The 16,878-nt window shown below is 65.7% G+C and carries 16 protein-coding genes; 12 read left to right on the top strand and 4 right to left on the bottom strand.

Translation table 11 applies throughout. The features are described 5' to 3' along the window. Positions 1–7: 7 nt before the first annotated feature. A complete protein-coding gene (locus AC04MI_RS08190; RefSeq protein ID WP_476497569.1) occupies positions 8–1,306 on the bottom strand; it encodes a TRAP transporter large permease in 1,299 nt (432 codons plus the stop codon). Next, complete coding sequence (locus tag AC04MI_RS08185; RefSeq protein ID WP_476497568.1) at positions 1,303–1,866, bottom strand: TRAP transporter small permease; 564 nt, start codon at positions 1,864–1,866, stop codon at positions 1,303–1,305. Before AC04MI_RS08185 ends, AC04MI_RS08190 begins: the two co-directional genes overlap by 4 nt. 217 nt (positions 1,867–2,083) lie before the next feature. Between AC04MI_RS08185 and AC04MI_RS08180 the strand changes: the two genes are divergently transcribed. The 6 genes from AC04MI_RS08180 (at position 2,084) to AC04MI_RS08155 (ending at position 7,423) form a co-directional block, all read left to right on the top strand. Next, positions 2,084–3,016, top strand: coding sequence for a LysR family transcriptional regulator (locus AC04MI_RS08180; protein WP_476497567.1), 933 nt, complete (start codon positions 2,084–2,086; stop codon positions 3,014–3,016). A gap of 181 nt (positions 3,017–3,197) precedes the next feature. Further along, on the top strand, positions 3,198–4,094 hold the full coding sequence (locus tag AC04MI_RS08175) for an amino acid ABC transporter substrate-binding protein (RefSeq protein ID WP_056059343.1): 897 nt from the start codon (positions 3,198–3,200) through the stop codon (positions 4,092–4,094). Positions 4,095–4,211: 117 nt separating this feature from the next. Next, positions 4,212–5,111, top strand: a complete 900-nt coding sequence (locus AC04MI_RS08170) for an amino acid ABC transporter substrate-binding protein (RefSeq protein ID WP_476497565.1) — start codon at positions 4,212–4,214, stop codon at positions 5,109–5,111. 108 nt (positions 5,112–5,219) lie between these two features. Further along, entirely contained in the window at positions 5,220–5,978 is a 759-nt protein-coding gene (locus tag AC04MI_RS08165) for an amino acid ABC transporter permease (protein ID WP_476497564.1), read from the top strand. 1 nt (position 5,979) lies between these two features. Further along, positions 5,980–6,645 (top strand): amino acid ABC transporter permease, encoded by a 666-nt coding sequence (locus tag AC04MI_RS08160; RefSeq protein WP_476497563.1) that lies wholly within the window; start codon positions 5,980–5,982, stop codon positions 6,643–6,645. Positions 6,646–6,685: 40 nt separating this feature from the next. Beyond that, positions 6,686–7,423, top strand: coding sequence for an amino acid ABC transporter ATP-binding protein (locus AC04MI_RS08155; protein WP_476497562.1), 738 nt, complete (start codon positions 6,686–6,688; stop codon positions 7,421–7,423). 108 nt (positions 7,424–7,531) lie between these two features. Here the strand turns inward: AC04MI_RS08155 and AC04MI_RS08150 are convergent, their stop codons facing one another. Further along, positions 7,532–8,452 (bottom strand): MurR/RpiR family transcriptional regulator, encoded by a 921-nt coding sequence (locus tag AC04MI_RS08150; RefSeq protein ID WP_436078401.1) that lies wholly within the window; start codon positions 8,450–8,452, stop codon positions 7,532–7,534. Between the two features lie 99 nt (positions 8,453–8,551). On the opposite strand from AC04MI_RS08150, the gene AC04MI_RS08145 reads away from it, so the two are divergent. The 6 genes from AC04MI_RS08145 to AC04MI_RS08120 all read left to right on the top strand — a co-directional run bounded on the left by AC04MI_RS08145 (position 8,552) and on the right by AC04MI_RS08120 (position 15,564). Further along, positions 8,552–9,733, top strand: a complete 1,182-nt coding sequence (locus AC04MI_RS08145; RefSeq protein ID WP_099731251.1) for a M20 family metallopeptidase — start codon at positions 8,552–8,554, stop codon at positions 9,731–9,733. Positions 9,734–9,775: 42 nt separating this feature from the next. Continuing rightward, positions 9,776–10,765: a Bug family tripartite tricarboxylate transporter substrate binding protein gene (locus AC04MI_RS08140; RefSeq protein WP_476497561.1), complete on the top strand. Its 990-nt coding sequence runs from the start codon at positions 9,776–9,778 to the stop codon at positions 10,763–10,765. A 130-nt stretch (positions 10,766–10,895) separates the two neighbouring features. Then, positions 10,896–11,936, top strand: coding sequence for a dihydroorotase (pyrC, locus tag AC04MI_RS08135; RefSeq protein ID WP_476497560.1), 1,041 nt, complete (start codon positions 10,896–10,898; stop codon positions 11,934–11,936). Continuing rightward, positions 11,921–12,694, top strand: coding sequence for a DUF3025 domain-containing protein (locus tag AC04MI_RS08130; protein ID WP_436078402.1), 774 nt, complete (start codon positions 11,921–11,923; stop codon positions 12,692–12,694). Before pyrC ends, AC04MI_RS08130 begins: the two co-directional genes overlap by 16 nt. A 186-nt stretch (positions 12,695–12,880) precedes the next feature. Continuing rightward, a complete protein-coding gene (htpX, locus tag AC04MI_RS08125) occupies positions 12,881–13,759 on the top strand; it encodes a protease HtpX (protein ID WP_056745306.1) in 879 nt (292 codons plus the stop codon). Positions 13,760–13,989: 230 nt separating this feature from the next. Next, a complete protein-coding gene (locus AC04MI_RS08120) occupies positions 13,990–15,564 on the top strand; it encodes a methyl-accepting chemotaxis protein (RefSeq protein ID WP_116748910.1) in 1,575 nt (524 codons plus the stop codon). A 182-nt stretch (positions 15,565–15,746) separates the two neighbouring features. On the opposite strand, the gene AC04MI_RS08115 is transcribed toward AC04MI_RS08120, so the two are convergent. Further along, positions 15,747–16,811: a GlxA family transcriptional regulator gene (locus tag AC04MI_RS08115; protein ID WP_436078403.1), complete on the bottom strand. Its 1,065-nt coding sequence runs from the start codon at positions 16,809–16,811 to the stop codon at positions 15,747–15,749. Positions 16,812–16,878 lie beyond the last annotated feature (67 nt).

The raw sequence follows: 16,878 nt of genomic DNA, 5'->3' as shown, positions 1-16,878 counted from the left end.
CAAGGGGTCAGTAGCCCAGTTTGGCGGGCAGCCACAGGGCCAGTTGCGGGAAGGCGATCACGGCCACCATCACAAGGAACATGGCGAACAGCATCCAGCCCACCCAGCGCACGGTCGATTCCATGCGCACACCGGCAATGCGGCAAGACACCATCAGGTTCACGGCCAGTGGAGGGGTGAACTGGCCCAGAGCGACCTTCAGGGTCAGAATGACGCCGAACCAGACGGGGTCCCATTTGTAGTGCTGCATGATGGGCAGCAGCAGCGGCACAAAGATCAGGAAGATCGAGATGCCGTCAAGGAACATGCCCACCGTGATCAGCAGCACGATGAGCAGTGCCAGCACGCCGTATTCGCCCAGGCCCGAGTTCACGATGGCGTTGGCCACCGGGTCGATCACGCCCAGCGTGGACAGCGAGTAGGCAAAGATGCCCGCGAGCGAGACCACGATGAGGATCACGGCCGACAGCTCGCCCGATTCGCGCAAGATGGGGAACAGGTCGCGCACAGAAATCGTGCGGTGGATCACCATGCCCACGAACAGGCCGTAGAACACCGCGACCACGGCGGCTTCCGTCGGCGTGAACCARCCSGCRCGCATGCCGCCCAGGATSAGCACYGGCGCSGCCAGGCCCCAGRYSGCYTCGCGMARGCTCTTCCAGAAYGGSGGGCGSGGCAKSGTKGCYTCGAGCGCGCCCATCTTGTGCTTGCGCGCCATCCACACGGCGGGCACGATCAGCGCCACGCCCGCCAGGATGCCGGGGATCATGCCGGCYGCAAASAGCGCSGGCACCGAGGCGCCSGGCACCAGCACCGAGTAGAYGATGAACGCGACCGAGGGCGGRATCAGGATGTCGGTGGCTGCAGCGGCSCCCACCACGCTGGCCGAGAACGAGGGCGGGTAGCCCGCGCGCGACATGGCCGCGATCATCACCCCGCCCACAGCAGCGGCATTGGCCGGGCCCGAGCCCGAGATGCCGCCCAGGAACATGGCCACCGCAATCGCCACCAGCGGCAGCATGCCCGGGCCACGCCCSACGATGGCCACGGCGAAGTTCACGAGGCGCAGCGCCACGCCCGAGCGGTCGAAGATGGAGCCCACCAGCACGAACATCGGGATGGCCAGCAGCGGGTACTTGCCCAGCCCGGCGTAGAAGTTCTGCGGCACGGCCAGTAGGCCGAACCACTGGCTGTCGGCGTTGGCCAGCGCGATGGCGGCGGCACCGGCCAGGCCCAGCGCGGCGCCAATCGGCACGCCCACAAACATCAGGCCCAGAAAGGCCACAAACAGCAGCGTGGCGATCATGGTTGCGCATCCTTGTGCGCCGGGGCGGCATCGCTGACCGTCCCGCGGCTGCGGCGGATGAACAGCCCGATGGCGCGTGCCGTGATGAGCGCAGAGAACACGGGCAGCCAGATCGAATACCACCACTGCGGCACGCCGATGCCGGGGGAGGTTTCGCCAAAGCTGTAGTCGTCCCACACCACGCGCACGCTCAGGACGGCGATGACGCCAAACAGCAGGGCCACAGTGGCCGCGCCCAGCATGGACAGGCGCTTGCTGCGCAGGGCAGAGCCGCCCTCGGCAAAGTACTCGATGCGGATGTGCTGGTCGCGCGCCACGGCGGCCGAGCCTGCGATGAGCGCCAGCGCGATCATCAGGAACACCGAGATTTCTTCGGTCCAGGCGAACGAGGAGTTGGTGAAGTAACGCACCAGCACGTTGGCAAAGGTGATGAGYGCGAGSGCSSCCATGAYGATGACGGTGAGCCAGTCTTCAAGGCGCAGCGAGCGGGGCTCGGCCTCGGGACTCGCGGCGCCGGGCAGTGCGTCGGTCGCAGGCCCTTGGGGAGAGGAGGAGGACATGGGGCAGGGGAAGGAGGAGAACAAACACGGGAGCATGCGGGTCGCCCTGCCCGGCAGTGTTGTGCACCAGGGGCCTCGACGCGGAGCGCTGTAGGCGCCGCTTTCTATTATGCGATGGGTTGCTATGCATGCACACCATTGGTGCGCCGCGTCAGCACTGTGTAAACCCTCATGCCAGCGGCCAGCACGGTGTAGCCCGCGCGCGGATAATGCACCGATGGAAACCAAGTGGCTTGAAGATTTCGTCAGTCTTGCGGAAACCCGCAGCTTCAGCCGGTCAGCGCAGCTGCGGCATGTGACCCAGCCAGCGTTCTCGCGGCGCATCCAGGCGCTGGAGGCCTGGGCCGGCACCGACCTGGTGGACCGCAGCTCCTACCCCACCCGGCTGACCCCGGCCGGCAAGACCCTGTACGACCAGGCCCTGGAAATGCTCCAGTCGCTGCAGAACACGCGTGCCATGCTGCGCGCGCACACCAGCGCAGGCAAGGACATGATCGAGTTCGCCGTGCCCCACACGCTGGCGTTCACGTTCTTCCCGGCCTGGGTGTCCAGCCTGCACGACAAGTTCGGCCCGTTCAAAAGCCGCCTGATTGCGCTGAATGTGCACGACGCGGTGMTGCGCCTGGTCGARGGCGGGTGCGACTTGCTGATCGCCTACCACCACCCCTCGCAGCCCTTTCAGCTCGATGCCGATCGGTATGAGATGGTCAGCCTGGGTCAGGAAGTGTTATCGCCCTACAGCAAGGCCGACGCCGAGGGCCAGCCCGTGCACCGCCYGCCCGGCCGCGCAGGCCAGCCGCTGCCCTACCTGGGCTATGCGCCCGGYGCCTACCTGGGGCGGGTGACCGAACTCATCCTCAAACAATCGCAGACGCCCATTCACCTGGAGCGCGTGTACGAGACCGATATGGCCGAAGGTCTCAAGGCCATGGCGCTGGAAGGGCATGGCGTGGCCTTCTTGCCCCACAGCGCCGTGAAGAAGGAGCTGCGCTCGCGCCGCCTGGTCAGCGCCGCGCCCCCGGACACCGAAGGCCTGCAGATGACCATGGATGTGCGTGCCTACYGCGAAAAGCCCAATGGCAAGGACACCCCCAAAGGCACGGCGCAGGCGCTGTGGACCTACCTGCAGGCCCAAGCGGCCTCATGCTAAGGGTAAATACGGACATAAACACTTTGCATAGTTGTGCGCGCAAACGGCATTGGAATTTCACCGTAACGACACGTACAGTCTGCGCCATCGCCGGATCGGTGGATAGCAGCGTGTGCCTTGGCAGGGCCCCACGGTGGCACGAAGATTGCAAACCCGGTTCATTCCTTCACAGAGGCATCGTATGAAAGTTCAGCATTGGGGATTGGCCTGGGGCCTCGCAGCACTGTGCTGTGCGGTCGGTGCGTCTGCGCAGGCCAGCGTGCTGGAGCGCGTGGCTGGCGGTGGCAAGCTGGTCATTGCCTACCGTGAATCCTCGGTGCCTTTCTCGTACATCGACAGCCAGTCGGGCAAGCCCGTGGGCTACGCGCTGGACCTGTGCCTGCGCATGGCCGAGCTGGTGCGCAAGAAGACCGGCAAGAAGGACATGGAGATCGAGCTGGTGCCTGTCACGCCGGCCAACCGCATCGCCATGATCGAGCAGGGCAAGGCCGACATGGAGTGTGGCTCCACCACCAACAACGCCGAGCGGCGCCAGAAGGTGGCCTTCACCATCCCCCACTTCATCACCGGCGCGCGGCTGCTGGTCAAGTCCTCCAGCACCATCGACAGGGTGGAGGATCTCAACGGCAAGAAGCTGGTGTCCACCAAGGGCACGACGCCCCTGAAGGCGGCCGACCAGGCCAACCGCGAGCGCCTGATGGGCATCACCATCGTCGAGGCACCCGACCATGCCAAGGCGGTCGAGATGGTCGAGAAGGGGGAGGCCGATGCGTTTGTGATGGACGACGTGCTGCTGTACGGCCTGGCGGCCGGGCGGCCCGACCCCAAGGCGCTCAAGGTGGTGGGCCGCTTCATGACCACCGAGCCACTGGCCATCATGCTGCCCAAGAACGACCCTGAGTTCAAAAAGCTGGTGGACGAGGAAATGCGCCGCCTGATTACCAGCCGCGAGATTTACCCGATTTACGACAAGTGGTTCAACAAGGCCATTCCGCCCAACAACACCGTGCTGAGCCTGCCGGTCAGTTACTTGTTGCGCGACTTCTGGAAATACCCTACCGACCAGGTCCCGTTCTGACTAATATCCCTGGTTGCGTGCTACCCCTTTTTGGAGTGCGGTCCTGACCGGTTACCCCCGGCTGGCCCCTGTCTCTAAAATCCCCCCCTTTTTCGTTTTCAACACAAGGAGATCCCTATGAAGAAACATTTGCTCGCGGTTGCCGTGACCGCCTTGGCTGCMGGCAGCGYWTTTGCCCARGCCAATGACACYCTGGCCAAGATCAAGGCCTCSGGCAGCGTGACGCTGGGCGTGCGCGAGTCTTCGGGTCTTTCGTACACGCTGGGCAACGGCAAGTACGTGGGTTTCCACACCGAAATGGGCGAGATCGTTCTGCACGACATCCAGAAGCAACTGGGCTTGCCCAAGCTGGATATCAAGTACCAGCCCGTGACCTCGCAAAACCGTATTCCGCTGGTGACCAACGGCACCGTGGACCTGGAGTGTGGCTCCACCACCAACAACGCCGCCCGCCAAAAGGACGTGGCGTTTGCCGTGACCACCTATGTGGAAGAAGTGCGCACCGTGGTGAAGGCCAACTCGGGCATCACCTCGATCAAGGACCTGAACGGCAAGACCGTGGCCACCACCACCGGCACGACCTCCGTGCAGACCCTGCGCAAGCACGAACGTGCTGGCGGCATCGACTTCAAGGAAGTGTTTGGCAAGGACCACGCCGACAGCTTCCTGATGCTGGAAACCGGCCGTGCTGACGCATTCGTGATGGACGGCTCCATCCTGGCTGCCAACGTCTCCAAGTCCAAAAACCCTGCCGATTACAAGATCGTGGGCGAAGTGCTGTCGGTGGAACCCATCGCCTGCATGCTGCGCAAGGACGACCCCGCGTTCAAGAAGGCTGTGGACGACTCCATCAAGCGCCAGATCGCCGACGGCTCGCTGGCCAAGCTGTACGACAAGTGGTTCATGCAACCGGTGCCACCGACCAACACCAAGATCGGCCTGCCGATGTCCGACGCTACCAAGGCAGCCTGGGCATCGCCTAACGACAAGCCCATGGAAGACTACGCCAAGAAGTAAGCTCTGCAACGCTTGTGCCCCTTCGGCCAGCTGGTTTGAAGGGGCTTTTTTGTTGGGTCGGCCCAGTGGGCCCCCCAGCGCAAAACCAAAAATTAAAGGGGTGCTCCTATGAGTTGGGATTGGCAGGTGTTCTGCCAGGACACCATGGACCGGGATGTGGTGCAGGGCTGCTTTGGCAAAGGCGGCGAGATCACCTACCTGGACTGGATGCTGTCGGCCTGGGGCTGGACGGTGTCCGTTTCGCTGCTGGCCTTGCTGCTGGCGCTTGTGTTGGGTTCATTCATCGGTACGCTGCGCACCTTGCAGGATCGCCCGATGATCGTTCGGCTGGGCAATGCCTGGGTCGAGCTGTTTCGCAATATTCCGCTGCTGGTGCAGATTTTCCTGTGGTACCACGTGCTGCCCAGCCTGTTCCCGGTGCTGCGGGGCGTGCCCGGTTTTGCGCTGGTGGTGCTGGCGCTGGGCTTTTTCACCTCGGCACGTATCGCCGAGCAGGTGCGTTCGGGCATCCAGGCCCTGCCACGCGGCCAGCGGTATGCCGGCATGGCCATGGGTTTCACCACCTTCCAGACCTACCGCTATGTGCTGCTGCCCATGGCGTTTCGCATCATCATTCCGCCGCTSACSAGCGARACGATGAACATCTTCAAGAACTCGTCSGTGGCGTTTGCCGTGTCGGTGRCCGARCTCACSATGTTCGCCATGCAGGCGCAGGAAGAAACCTCGCGCGGCATCGAGGTSTATCTGGCGGTGACCACGCTGTACATCATCTCGGCGTTTGCGATCAACCGCATCATGGCCTTCATTGAAAAGCGTGCACGCATCCCTGGCATGGTCGTGAGTGGCGCGGCCGGAGGGGGGCATTGATATGAATCTCGATTTCTCCTTCTACAACTGGGACCTGATCTCCAACTTCGTGCTCAAGGGGCTGTACTTCAGCCTGATCCTCACGCTGGTGGCCACCATCGGGGGCGTGCTGTTTGGCACCGTGCTGGCACTCATGCGCCTGTCGGGCAAGAAGTGGCTGGATGTGCCTGCCACCATCTACGTCAACGGCATGCGCTCCATTCCGCTGGTGATGGTGATCCTGTGGTTCTTCCTGCTGGTCCCCGCCATCATCGGCCGCCCCATTGGCGCGGAAGTGTCGGCAGTCATCACCTTCATTGCCTTTGAGGCAGCGTAMTTCAGCGAAATCATGCGCGCTGGCATCCAGTCCATCCCACGCGGCCAGGTGTACGCCGGCCAGGCATTGGGCATGACTTACGGCCAGAACATGAAGCTGGTGGTGCTGCCCCAGGCGTTCCGCAACATGCTGCCSGTGCTGCTCACCCAGACCATCATCCTGTTCCAGGACACSTCGCTGGTYTACGCCATTGGCGCCTACGACATGCTCAAGGGCTTTGAAGTGGCGGGCAAGAACTTTGGTCGTCCGATCGAGGCGTACCTGGCTGCTGCGGTTCTGTACTTCATCATGTGCTATGCGCTGTCCTGGGCGGTCAAGCGCCTGCACCAGAAGATCGCGATCATCCGCTGATCGAGGCTGGTGCAAAAGAGATTGGATTGAGGAAAAAGAAATGATCGAACTCAAAAACGTATCCAAGTGGTATGGCCCGGTGCAGGTGCTCAACGAGTGCTCGGCCACCATCAACAAGGGTGAAGTGGTCGTGGTCTGCGGGCCCTCGGGCTCCGGTAAGTCCACACTCATCAAGACCATCAACGCGCTCGAACCCTTCCAGAAGGGCGAGATCACGGTCGATGGCGTGAAGCTGCATGACCCCAGCACCAACCTGCCCAAGCTGCGCAGCCGCGTGGGCATGGTGTTCCAGCACTTCGAGCTGTTCCCCCACCTGTCGGTGACGGACAACCTGACCATTGCGCAGATCAAGGTGCTGGGCCGCAGCGCGGACGACGCCAAGAAGCGCGGCCTCAAGATGCTGGAGCGCGTGGGCCTGATCGCCCACAAGGACAAGTTCCCCGGCCAGCTCTCGGGCGGTCAGCAGCAGCGYGTSGCCATYGCGCGSGCGCTGWGCATGRACCCCATCGTGATGCTGTTCGACGAACCCACATCCGCGCTCGACCCCGAAATGGTCGGTGAAGTGCTGGACGTGATGGTGGGCCTGGCCAACGAAGGCATGACCATGATGTGCGTGACCCACGAAATGGGCTTTGCCCGCAAGGTGAGCAACCGCGTGATCTTCATGGACGTGGGCGGCAAGATCCTGGAAGACTGCTCCAAGGACGACTTCTTCAACAACCCCGATGCACGCCAGCCGCGTACCAAGGACTTCCTCAACAAGATCCTGCAGCACTGAACGGTGCTTGCACCCCCGTGCCGCAAGGGTTGGGGGCTACAAAAAAAGCGCTCTACGGAGCGCTTTTTTCATGGGGCCACCCAGGGCTGAACGTCTGCTGCGCGCAGGCTAGCGCTTGCTCCGCCGACCGGCTGGCGAGGGGCTTTCCACGATGAGTTGCGACTCGAAATCCGTCCACAGATCGTCGCGCCGCTTCAGTGCCTCGGACACCGCCTTGTGCCGCAGCTGGGCCACGGCCGACACCAGCGCATTGCACAGGAAGAACGCGGCGGTGTAGGAGTCGAACGGCGACGCATTGGATGTGCGCACCTGCAGCCGGTGGTGGGACAGCGCGGCCAAGGGCGCAGCGGCGCTGTCGGTGATAGCCAGCACCTGGGCCCCGGCGTCGCGAAAGCGCTGCGCCACTTTCACCGGCCCGCTGGCGTAGCGGCGGATGCTGAAGACCAGCAAGGCATCTTCGGGCTGGATCCACAGCAGCTGGTCGGTGGCGTCCACCGCGCCAGCCCCCAGTTCGTGCACGCCCGGGCGGCACATGTTCAGGTGCAGCGCCAGCCAGGCGGCCACCGGGGCGCTGTTGATCTGCGCCAGCACAAAGATGCGTCCCTTGCCCTGTGCGATGCGTGCCACCATGGCCTCGAAGGCCGCCATGTCCAGTCCGTCGCGCGTGGTGGTGAGGTTGTGCTGGTCGTGCAGCAGCGCGTCGTCCACACACTGCTGCAGGCTGCGCCGGGTGCCGATGGTGACCGGCGCGCGCTGCCCCGCCGTTTGCAGCAGGGCGGTGACCTCGGCCCGCGCCTCGCGCTGGGCCTCGGCATAGCTGCCGTAGCCCAGCTTGGCAAACAGCCGTACCACGGTCGATGCACTGGTGCCTGTGTGCGCAGCGAGGGCGGTGGCGGACTCCAGCAGGGCGTGGGGGTAGTCGCGCCCCAGGGCCTCGGCCAGCGCCCGTTCGCTGGCGGTCAGGTCGGCGTCCTGGCGGGCCAGCCGCTCGGTCAGCAAGGCGCTGGATTCGTGCAATGATGATTTCATAAAATTCTCATTCGTGCAAAATACGTTGCAGAACCCCGGGTCGCGTACAACACTGCGACCCAAATTTTGCCCCTACCTGGGGCTTGCTCAAGGACAACGATGCTCAATACCCTGAACGAAGGTCTGCTGCCGGTGCGTGCGCAGGTCCTGGACTGGCTGGCCAGACAGCAGCAGTCCATGCAAGACCTGTTGCAAAAAGTGGTCAATATCGAGAGTGGCAGCCGCAATGAGGCGGGCGTGACGGCCGTGGCCCATGCCCTGGCCGAGCGCCTGCAGGCGGCCGGTGTGCCGGTGCAGTTCGAGCCCGTGCCTGGCTATGGCGTGCTGCTGCATGCGCAGGTCAACCCGGCAGAGGGCGCTGCAGCCGGTGGCGCGCCCATCATCCTCATGGGGCACATGGACACGGTGTTTCCCGATGGCACCGTGGCCAAGCGCCCCTACCGCGAAGAAGCGGGGCGCGCCTACGGCCCAGGCGTGGCCGACATGAAGTCCGGCCTGGTGCTCAACGTGTTTGTGGCCGAGGCCTTTGCGCGCTGCGGCGGCCTGCAGGCGCCGCTGCACCTGTTCTTCTCGTGCGATGAAGAGATCGGTTCGCCCGCCACGCGCGACCTCATCATGGCCCGCGTGCGGGGGGCGCGTGTGGTGTTCAACGCCGAGCCGGGCCGTGTCAGCGGCAACGTGGTCACCAGCCGCAAGGGCTCGATGGTGGTGGAGTTCGAGGTGCAGGGCGTGGCCGCGCATGCAGGCATCAACCACGCCGCTGGCGCCAGTGCCATCGAAGCCCTGGCCCGCAAGACCCTGGCGCTGCATGCGCTGACCGACCCGGCCACGGGCGTCACCTGCAACGTGGGCGTGGTGCAAGGGGGCATCGTGCCCAACATGGTGGCCCCACACGCCCGCGCTGAGGTGGACCTGCGCTTTACCGCCGACACCAACCCCGACGAACTGCTGGAGCGCGTGCGTGTCATCGTCGAAGAAGAGTCCGTGCCCCGCACCCAGGGCCGCATCACCACCACGCGCCGCACCCTGCCCATGAAGCCCACCCCGGACGACCTGCTGGCGCTGTACCAGCAAGGCGCGCGGTCGCTGGGCTTTGAGGTGCAAGGCGAGTTCACCGGCGGCGCGGCCGACAGCGGCCTGACCGCATCGGTGGGCGTGCCTACGCTGTGCGCTACGGGCCCGGTGGGCGGCCACGCACACACCGAACGCGAGTACTGCGAGCTGTCCACCTTTGTGCCACGCGCGCAGGCCGTGGCGCTGGCCGTGCTGGCACACCCCTGATTTCTTGTACCTCCCGCCCCTTCTTTGAGTTCTTTGATCGTCATGCACACCACACCTTCCCGTCGCCATCTTCTGACCACCGGACTGGGCCTTGCCGGCCTCGCCGCGCTGCCCGCCATGGCGCAAGACAAGTTCCCTTCGCGCCCGATCACGCTGGTGGTGCCCTTCCCGCCGGGGGGGTCGGTGGACATCATGGCGCGCCAGTATTCCGAGCCGCTGTCGCGCGTGCTGGGCGTGCCCATCGTGGTGGAAAACCGCGCCGGCGCGGGTGGCTCGGTGGGCGCGCAGTATGTGGCGCGCTCCAAGGCCGATGGCTACACCCTGGTCGTGTCATCGCAAAGCAGCCACCTGGCCAACCCGCTGACCCAGCCCAAGATCGGCTACGACCCGGTCAAGGATTTTGAGAACATCGCCATCCTGGGCCGCCAGCCCAACGCGCTGGTGGTGCACAGCAGCCTGCCGTTCAAGACCTTCAAGGAGTTCATCGACTACGCCAAGAAGAACCCGGGCAAGCTCARCTACGGCAGCGGCGGCGTTGGCAGCATGGGGCAGCTCAATGTGGAAATGCTCAAGGTGTCCACGGGCGTGTTCACCACGCACATTCCCTACCGTGGGGGCACGCCGCTGATCACGGGCGTGCTGGGCAACGAGGTGCAGTTCATCCTCGACAACCTGGTCATCATGCTGCCCCACATCCAGGCGGGCAAGGTGCGCGCCCTGGCCGTGGCGGCCGACCAGCGCCTGCCGCAACTGCCCGATGTGCCCACCATGGCCGAGGTGGGCCACCCCGAGCTCAACCTCACCTCCTGGACGGGCCTGGCCGCGCCTGCGGGCACACCCGATGCGGTAGTGCAGACGCTGTACAAGGCAGTGCGCCAAGTGGCCACATCGCCCGCCATGGTGGCCAACCTCAAGGACCGGGGTGTGATCGTGCCTGAAGAGATGTCGCCCGCCGCGTTCGAAAAAATGATGGCGGACCGGATGGTGAAGTTCGGCGCGGTCGTCAAACGCGCAGGGATCACCGCCGAATAAACCGGCAGATCTGCCTCTGGCGCTACCGTGATGAGCCATTTCACGCGGTAGCGCTACGAACATATGCCTCGCTAGCTATGAAATTGAGAGCGTTTGTAGGCGGCATGTCCGCAATGGGACAATGACGCCCATGACTGCAGCCCCCCAAACCCTCACCATCACCCGCCCCGACGACTGGCACCTGCATGTGCGCGACGGCGAGCCCCTGCACACCGTCGTGCCCCACACCGCCGCCCAGTTCGGGCGCGCGATCATCATGCCCAACCTGCGCCCACCGGTCACCACGGCCGAGCAGGCCCTGGCCTACAAGCAGCGCATCCTGGCCGCCGTGCCCGCAGGCATGAGCTTTGAGCCGCTGATGACGCTGTACCTGACCGACAACCTCCCGCCCGAAGAAATCGTGCGTGCCAAGGCCGCAGGCGTGGTGGCCTGCAAGCTCTACCCCGCAGGCGCCACCACCAACAGCGACGCGGGCGTGACCGACCTGCGCAAGACCTATAAAACGCTGGAAGCCATGCAGAAGGCCGGCATGCTGCTGCTGGTGCACGGCGAAGTGACCAGCAGCGACATCGACCTGTTCGACCGCGAGGCCGTSTTCATCGAGCAGCAGCTCATCCCGCTGCGCCGCGACTTCCCCGAGCTSAAGRTSGTSTTCGAGCACATCACCACCAAGGACGCGGCCSACTACGTGSSCARYGCCRACCGCTTCACSGCCGCCACCATCACCGCGCACCACCTGCTGTACAACCGCAACGCCATCTTCAYCGGCGGYRTSCGCCCGCACTACTACTGCCTGCCSGTGCTCAAGCGCGAGACSCAYCGCGTGGCSCTGGTKSAGGCSGCCACSAGCGGCAGCRRCMRSTTCTTYYTGGGCACCGACAGTGCACCGCACCCGGCGCACCTCAAGGAGCACGCTACCGGCTGCGCGGGCTGCTACACCGCCCACGCGGCCATCGAGATGTATGCCGAGGCGTTCGACAACGCGGGTGCGCTCGACCAGCTCGAAGGCTTCGCCAGCTTCCACGGCCCGGACTTCTACAGCCTGCCGCGCAACACCACCACCATCACCCTGCGCCGCGAGTCGTGGACACCGCCCGACAGCTTTGCGTTTGGCGAGGCCGAACTCAAGCCCCTGCGCGCGGGTGAAGCCCTGCCGTGGCGGCTGGTGTAAGTCCGCCCTTCGACGCCATCGACTGGAGCGTTCCCTGGCTGGCGCCGTGGCGCGGCCTGGGTCAACCCCTGGCCCAGCAGCTGCTGCAGGATGACCCATCGGTGCACCAGGCATTGCAGACCGCAGCGCCGCAGGGTGCTCCCGTGGTCTTTGTGCCCCAGTCCGCGCTGCCCGAAGGCTCCGCCTACGAGCAGTACATCTGGGACACCCGCCGCGTGCCCACGCGCGACAACCTGCACGACTTTTTCAACGGCCTGGTGTGGTTGCGGTTTCCGCACACCAAGCGGCGCCTGAACCAGCTGCAGGCCCAGGCCATCGCCGCCGATGGCGTGCAGGCCGTGCGCGGACCGCTGCGCGATGCGCTCACGGTGTTTGATGAAAACGGCGCGCTGTTGCAGGCGCCGGATGCCCTGTGGGATGCGCTCCGGGCGAGGGACTGGCAGCGCCTGTTCACCGACCTGCGCCCGCTGTGGGGCCAGGCCCGGCTGGTGCTGTTCGGGCACGCACTGCTCGAAAAGCTGGTTTTTCCGCGAAAACCCATGGTGGCGCACGTATTTCATGCGCCGGCAGCTATTGATTCCATAGCGGAGGTGGATGCGTGGCTGGCAGGGCAGGTGGAGGCCTCGGCATGGTCCAGCAAGCCCTTCACGCCGCTGCCGGTGCTGGGCGTGCCCGGCTGGTGGCCGGCCAATGCAGCGCCGGGCTTCTATGCCGATGCGCAGGTGTTCCGGCCCTTGCGGGCTGCGGCGGTTTCGTAATTCCCGCCAAGGCTTGTGTGATAAGGCCCCGGCCGGGGTTTGCACCTACCATAGCGCGATGAAATCGCGGCCATGGGGGGCTGCCACGGCCTCGCCGCCTGGAGACTGGCGCTTGAAGCGGCGCCCCCGGCCCCCATCTGAGCCTGCAAACACTCGTTGTTGTTTACCCCACGGAGAAACCATTCCATGAAGCGGATCCTTTTGTTTGTGATGACCAACCTGGCCGTCGTTGTCGTGCTGGGGGTGGTGGCCAGCCTGCTGGGCGTGAACCGCTATCTCACGGCCAACGGGCTCAACCTGGGCGCGCTGCTGGGCTTTGCGCTCATCATGGGTTTTGGCGGCGCGATCATCTCGCTGCTCATCAGCAAGCCCATGGCCAAGTGGACCTCGGGTGTGCGCGTGATCGACGGCTCCGGCTCGCCGGACGAGCGCTGGATTGTCGAGACCGTGCGCAAGTTCGCCGACCAGGCCCAGATCGGCATGCCCGAAGTCGGCATCTTTGAAGGCGACCCCAATGCCTTTGCCACGGGCGCGTTCAAGAACTCCGCCCTGGTGGCGGTGTCCACCGGCCTGCTGCAGGGCATGACCCGCGACGAGGTCGAGGCCGTGATCGGCCACGAAGTGGCCCACATCGCCAACGGCGACATGGTGACCATGACGCTGATCCAGGGCGTGATGAACACCTTCGTGGTGTTCCTGTCGCGCGTCATCGGCTACGCGGTGGACAGCTTCCTGCGCAAGAACGACGAGAACAGCTCGGGCCCCGGCATCGGCTACTACGTGACCACCATCGTGCTCGACATCGTGCTGGGCTTTGTGGCCGCGATGATCGTGGCCTGGTTCAGCCGCCAGCGCGAGTTCCGCGCCGACGCGGGCGCTGCCCAGCTGATGGGCCGCCGCCAGCCCATGATCAACGCGCTGGCCCGCCTGGGTGGCATGCACCCCGGCGAGCTGCCCAAGAGCGTGGCGGCCATGGGCATCGCCGGTGGCATTGGCAAGCTGTTCAGCACCCACCCGCCCATCGAAGAGCGCATTGCTGCGCTGCAGAACGCACAGCAGCAATAACTCGAACCGTCTCAGGCGCAACGCCTGATCGGCACCGAGGGCCGCCACAGTCTTGCACTGTGGCGGCCTTTTTTGTTGGTGCGTTGCGGCTGTTGCTTTGGCGCTCCGGCAGGGTGTGGCCTGTTGTGGGCCGGCTCAAGGACTTGTAACCTTTTGTCGATACATTCCCAACGCCTGCCACCTCCAGCGGCTGTCCCGCGTTGCCCCATTCACCCTCACGAGAGCCTCCCATGTCCATCTCCCACGCACGTGTTGCTGTCCGCCTGGCCCTGGCTTTTGGTGTGGTCTGCCTCGTCATGTCCCTGTCGGCGGCGGTGGGCATTTGGCGGCTGGCCGGGCTGCAGGACATTGCGGACGACCTGGGCGGTGCGTCGTCCGAGCGCGCGTTGCTGGCGCGGGAGCTGCACGCCATCGTGGTGCTCAGCTCCGCCCGCGCCGAAACGCTGCTGGAGATCGACAACAACCCCGACTACGCGGCGCGCATCGACGCCGACCGCAAGACCACCTCGGCCCGCTCGTCCGAAGTGCGCAAGCGCCTGGACGAGCTGGCGGCAGACCCGGAATCCCAGGCGTTGTTCGATGCCATCGACAAGGCCGGCAACGGTTTTCGCACGGTGCGTGACGACCTCGTCAAGCGTCGGAAGGCGGGCGAGGCTTTGCCGCCCGACGCCATTGCCAAGCAGCTGCGTCCTGCGGCAGACGCCTACGCCGCAGCCGTGGACAAGCTGGCCGAATACCAGCGCCAGCGTGTGGCCGAAGCGCGTGCCGCTGCCGCCCGCAGCGAAAGCCAGGGCATCACGCTGCTGGCGGCGGGCTCGCTGGTGGGCTTGCTGCTGAGCCTGGCCTGCGCCTGGCTGCTGTCGCGCTCCATCCTGCAGCCCCTGGCCCATGCGTCCGAGGTGACCGACCGCATTGCCGAAGGCGACCTCACTTCCCCCGTGCCCGCGCCGCAGGCGGGCAACCGCGACGAGCTGCAGGCCCTGCTGGCGCGCCTGGGGGGCATGCAGGCGCGGCTGGCCGAGCTGGTGGTGGGCATGCGCCAGGCCAGCACCTCGGTGGCCGGTGCCAGCAGCGAGATCGCGGCAGGCAACAGCGACCTGTCGGCCCGCACCGAGCAGACCGCCTCCAACCTCGAAGAGATCGCCGCCAGCATGGAGGAGCTGCTGGCCACGGTGCGCCACAGCGCCGACGCGGCGGCGCAGGCCAGCACCCTGGCCACTGGCGCCAGCAGCGTGGCCCAGCGCGGGCGTGAGGCGGTGGACCGCGTGGTGGGCACCATGGACGGCATTGCGCTGTCGTCGCGCCGCATTGCCGACATCACCAGCGTGATCGACGGCATTGCCTTCCAGACCAACATCCTCGCGCTGAATGCGGCCGTGGAGGCAGCCCGTGCCGGGGAGCAGGGCCGTGGCTTTGCGGTGGTGGCCAGCGAAGTGCGCAGCCTGGCGCAGCGTTCCGCCACGGCGGCCAAGGAGATCGGGGGCCTGATCAGCGACAGCGTGCGGCAGGTGGACGAGGGCACCCAGCTGGTCCACGCCGCTGGCGGCACCATGGGCGAGATCGTGAACTCGGTGCAGCAGGTGGCCACCATCATTGGCGAGATCAGCACTGCGGCGCGCGAGCAGACCACGGGCCTGAGCCAGGTGGGCGAGGCGGTCTCGCAGCTCGACCAGATGACGCAGCAGAACGCCGCGCTGGTGGAAGAATCCTCCGCCGCCGCGCAGGGGCTGCGGGTGCAGGCGCAGCAGCTGGCCGAGCTGGTGGAGGCGTTTCGCCTGCCTTCGGGCAACGCGCTGCCTCGCTAGTGTGCTATCCCGCAAATAACTGCACATGAAGTCGCGTCCTCACCCCCAGGGCTGCGTTGCAAATCCTCGCGATAGCTACGGCTATCACTGCGGTTTGCGCCTTGCCCTGGGCGCGATGCCATCGATTTCATTTCGTGCAGCTATTTGCGGGACAGCACACTAGGCGAGAGTACACCGGGCTTTCACGTCAGATCCACCCGCCAGCGCCGCCGGGGCGCACGCAGTGCATGGCGCTTGCGGTACTCGGCCGGTGCCATGCCGGTGTAGCGCACAAAGATGCGCCGGAACGCCGCCGGGTCGGCATAGCCGCAGGCCGTGGCAATGCTGGGCACACTCTCCAGCGTCACCTCCAGCAGCACCTTGGCGCGTGCGCAGCGCAGGCTGTGCAGGTGGTCCAGCGGCGACTGCGACAGCTCCAGCTGAAAGTGCCGCAGCAAAGTGCGCGGGCTCACCGCCGCCGCCTCGGCCAGCCGGGCCAGCGAGTAGGGCTCGTCCAGATGGGTCTCCATCCAGGCCATGGCGCGGGCCAGGGTGCTGTCGCGCGTGGCGGGGATGTGTTGCTGCGCGTTGGCCTGCAGCGCAGCCCGGGCGCGTTCGTGGTCGGGCCGCAGCACGCTGGCGCAGGTCTGGGCCAGCGCGTCGCCCAGTGCGTGGCGCACCAGGGCGATGGCCATTTCTCCCAGGCTGTGGGGCAGCGCACAGCTGAGCCAGGAGCCGTCATCGGTCAGGTCGTGGCCKGCATCGAGGTCGATGTCGGGAAAGTCGCGCTCAAACCCGGCCAGGTAGAACCACGGCAGGCCGCAGCGGCGGCCCTGCAGGCGCCCGCTCTGCGCCGCCAGCCAGGCACCGTTGCCGACGGTGAGCACCTTGTGCCCGGCATCCAGCGCAATGCCGATCTGGCGCGAGAGGGCGCGGTGGCGCGACGCCACGCTGCGGATGGCGGGGATGTCGGCGGCGTGGAAGGAGGGGATGAACCAGGCGAATGCCGGCCCCTCGGCAGGTGCCGCCAGGGGCTGCGTGTAGGCCGCCAGCGGGCCCGGCTGGTGCGCCAGCGGCTGGCCTTGGGCGTCCAGCAGCCGCCAGGCCAGGCGGGGCGAGCCGGCGCCGCCCCGCAAGCCGGCCAGCAGATTGGCGCTGCGCAAGAGGTCGATGAACTGCAGTGCGTTGCCCACCGCCGATTCGGGCAGCAGCGGGATGTCGATGCGAAAAACCGGCGCCGTCGCAGATGGGACAGAAGAACGGGGCATGGCGATATTGGCTCTTTGGATGGCCATTTTCGCTTGTCTGCAGCGTGGGGTGGGCTCTTAGCATGAA

The sequence above is a fragment of the Acidovorax sp. LjRoot204 genome (assembly GCF_056175785.1).
Note: the sequence above shows the minus strand (reverse complement) of the source record. Positions and strands in the feature narration are given on the sequence as shown.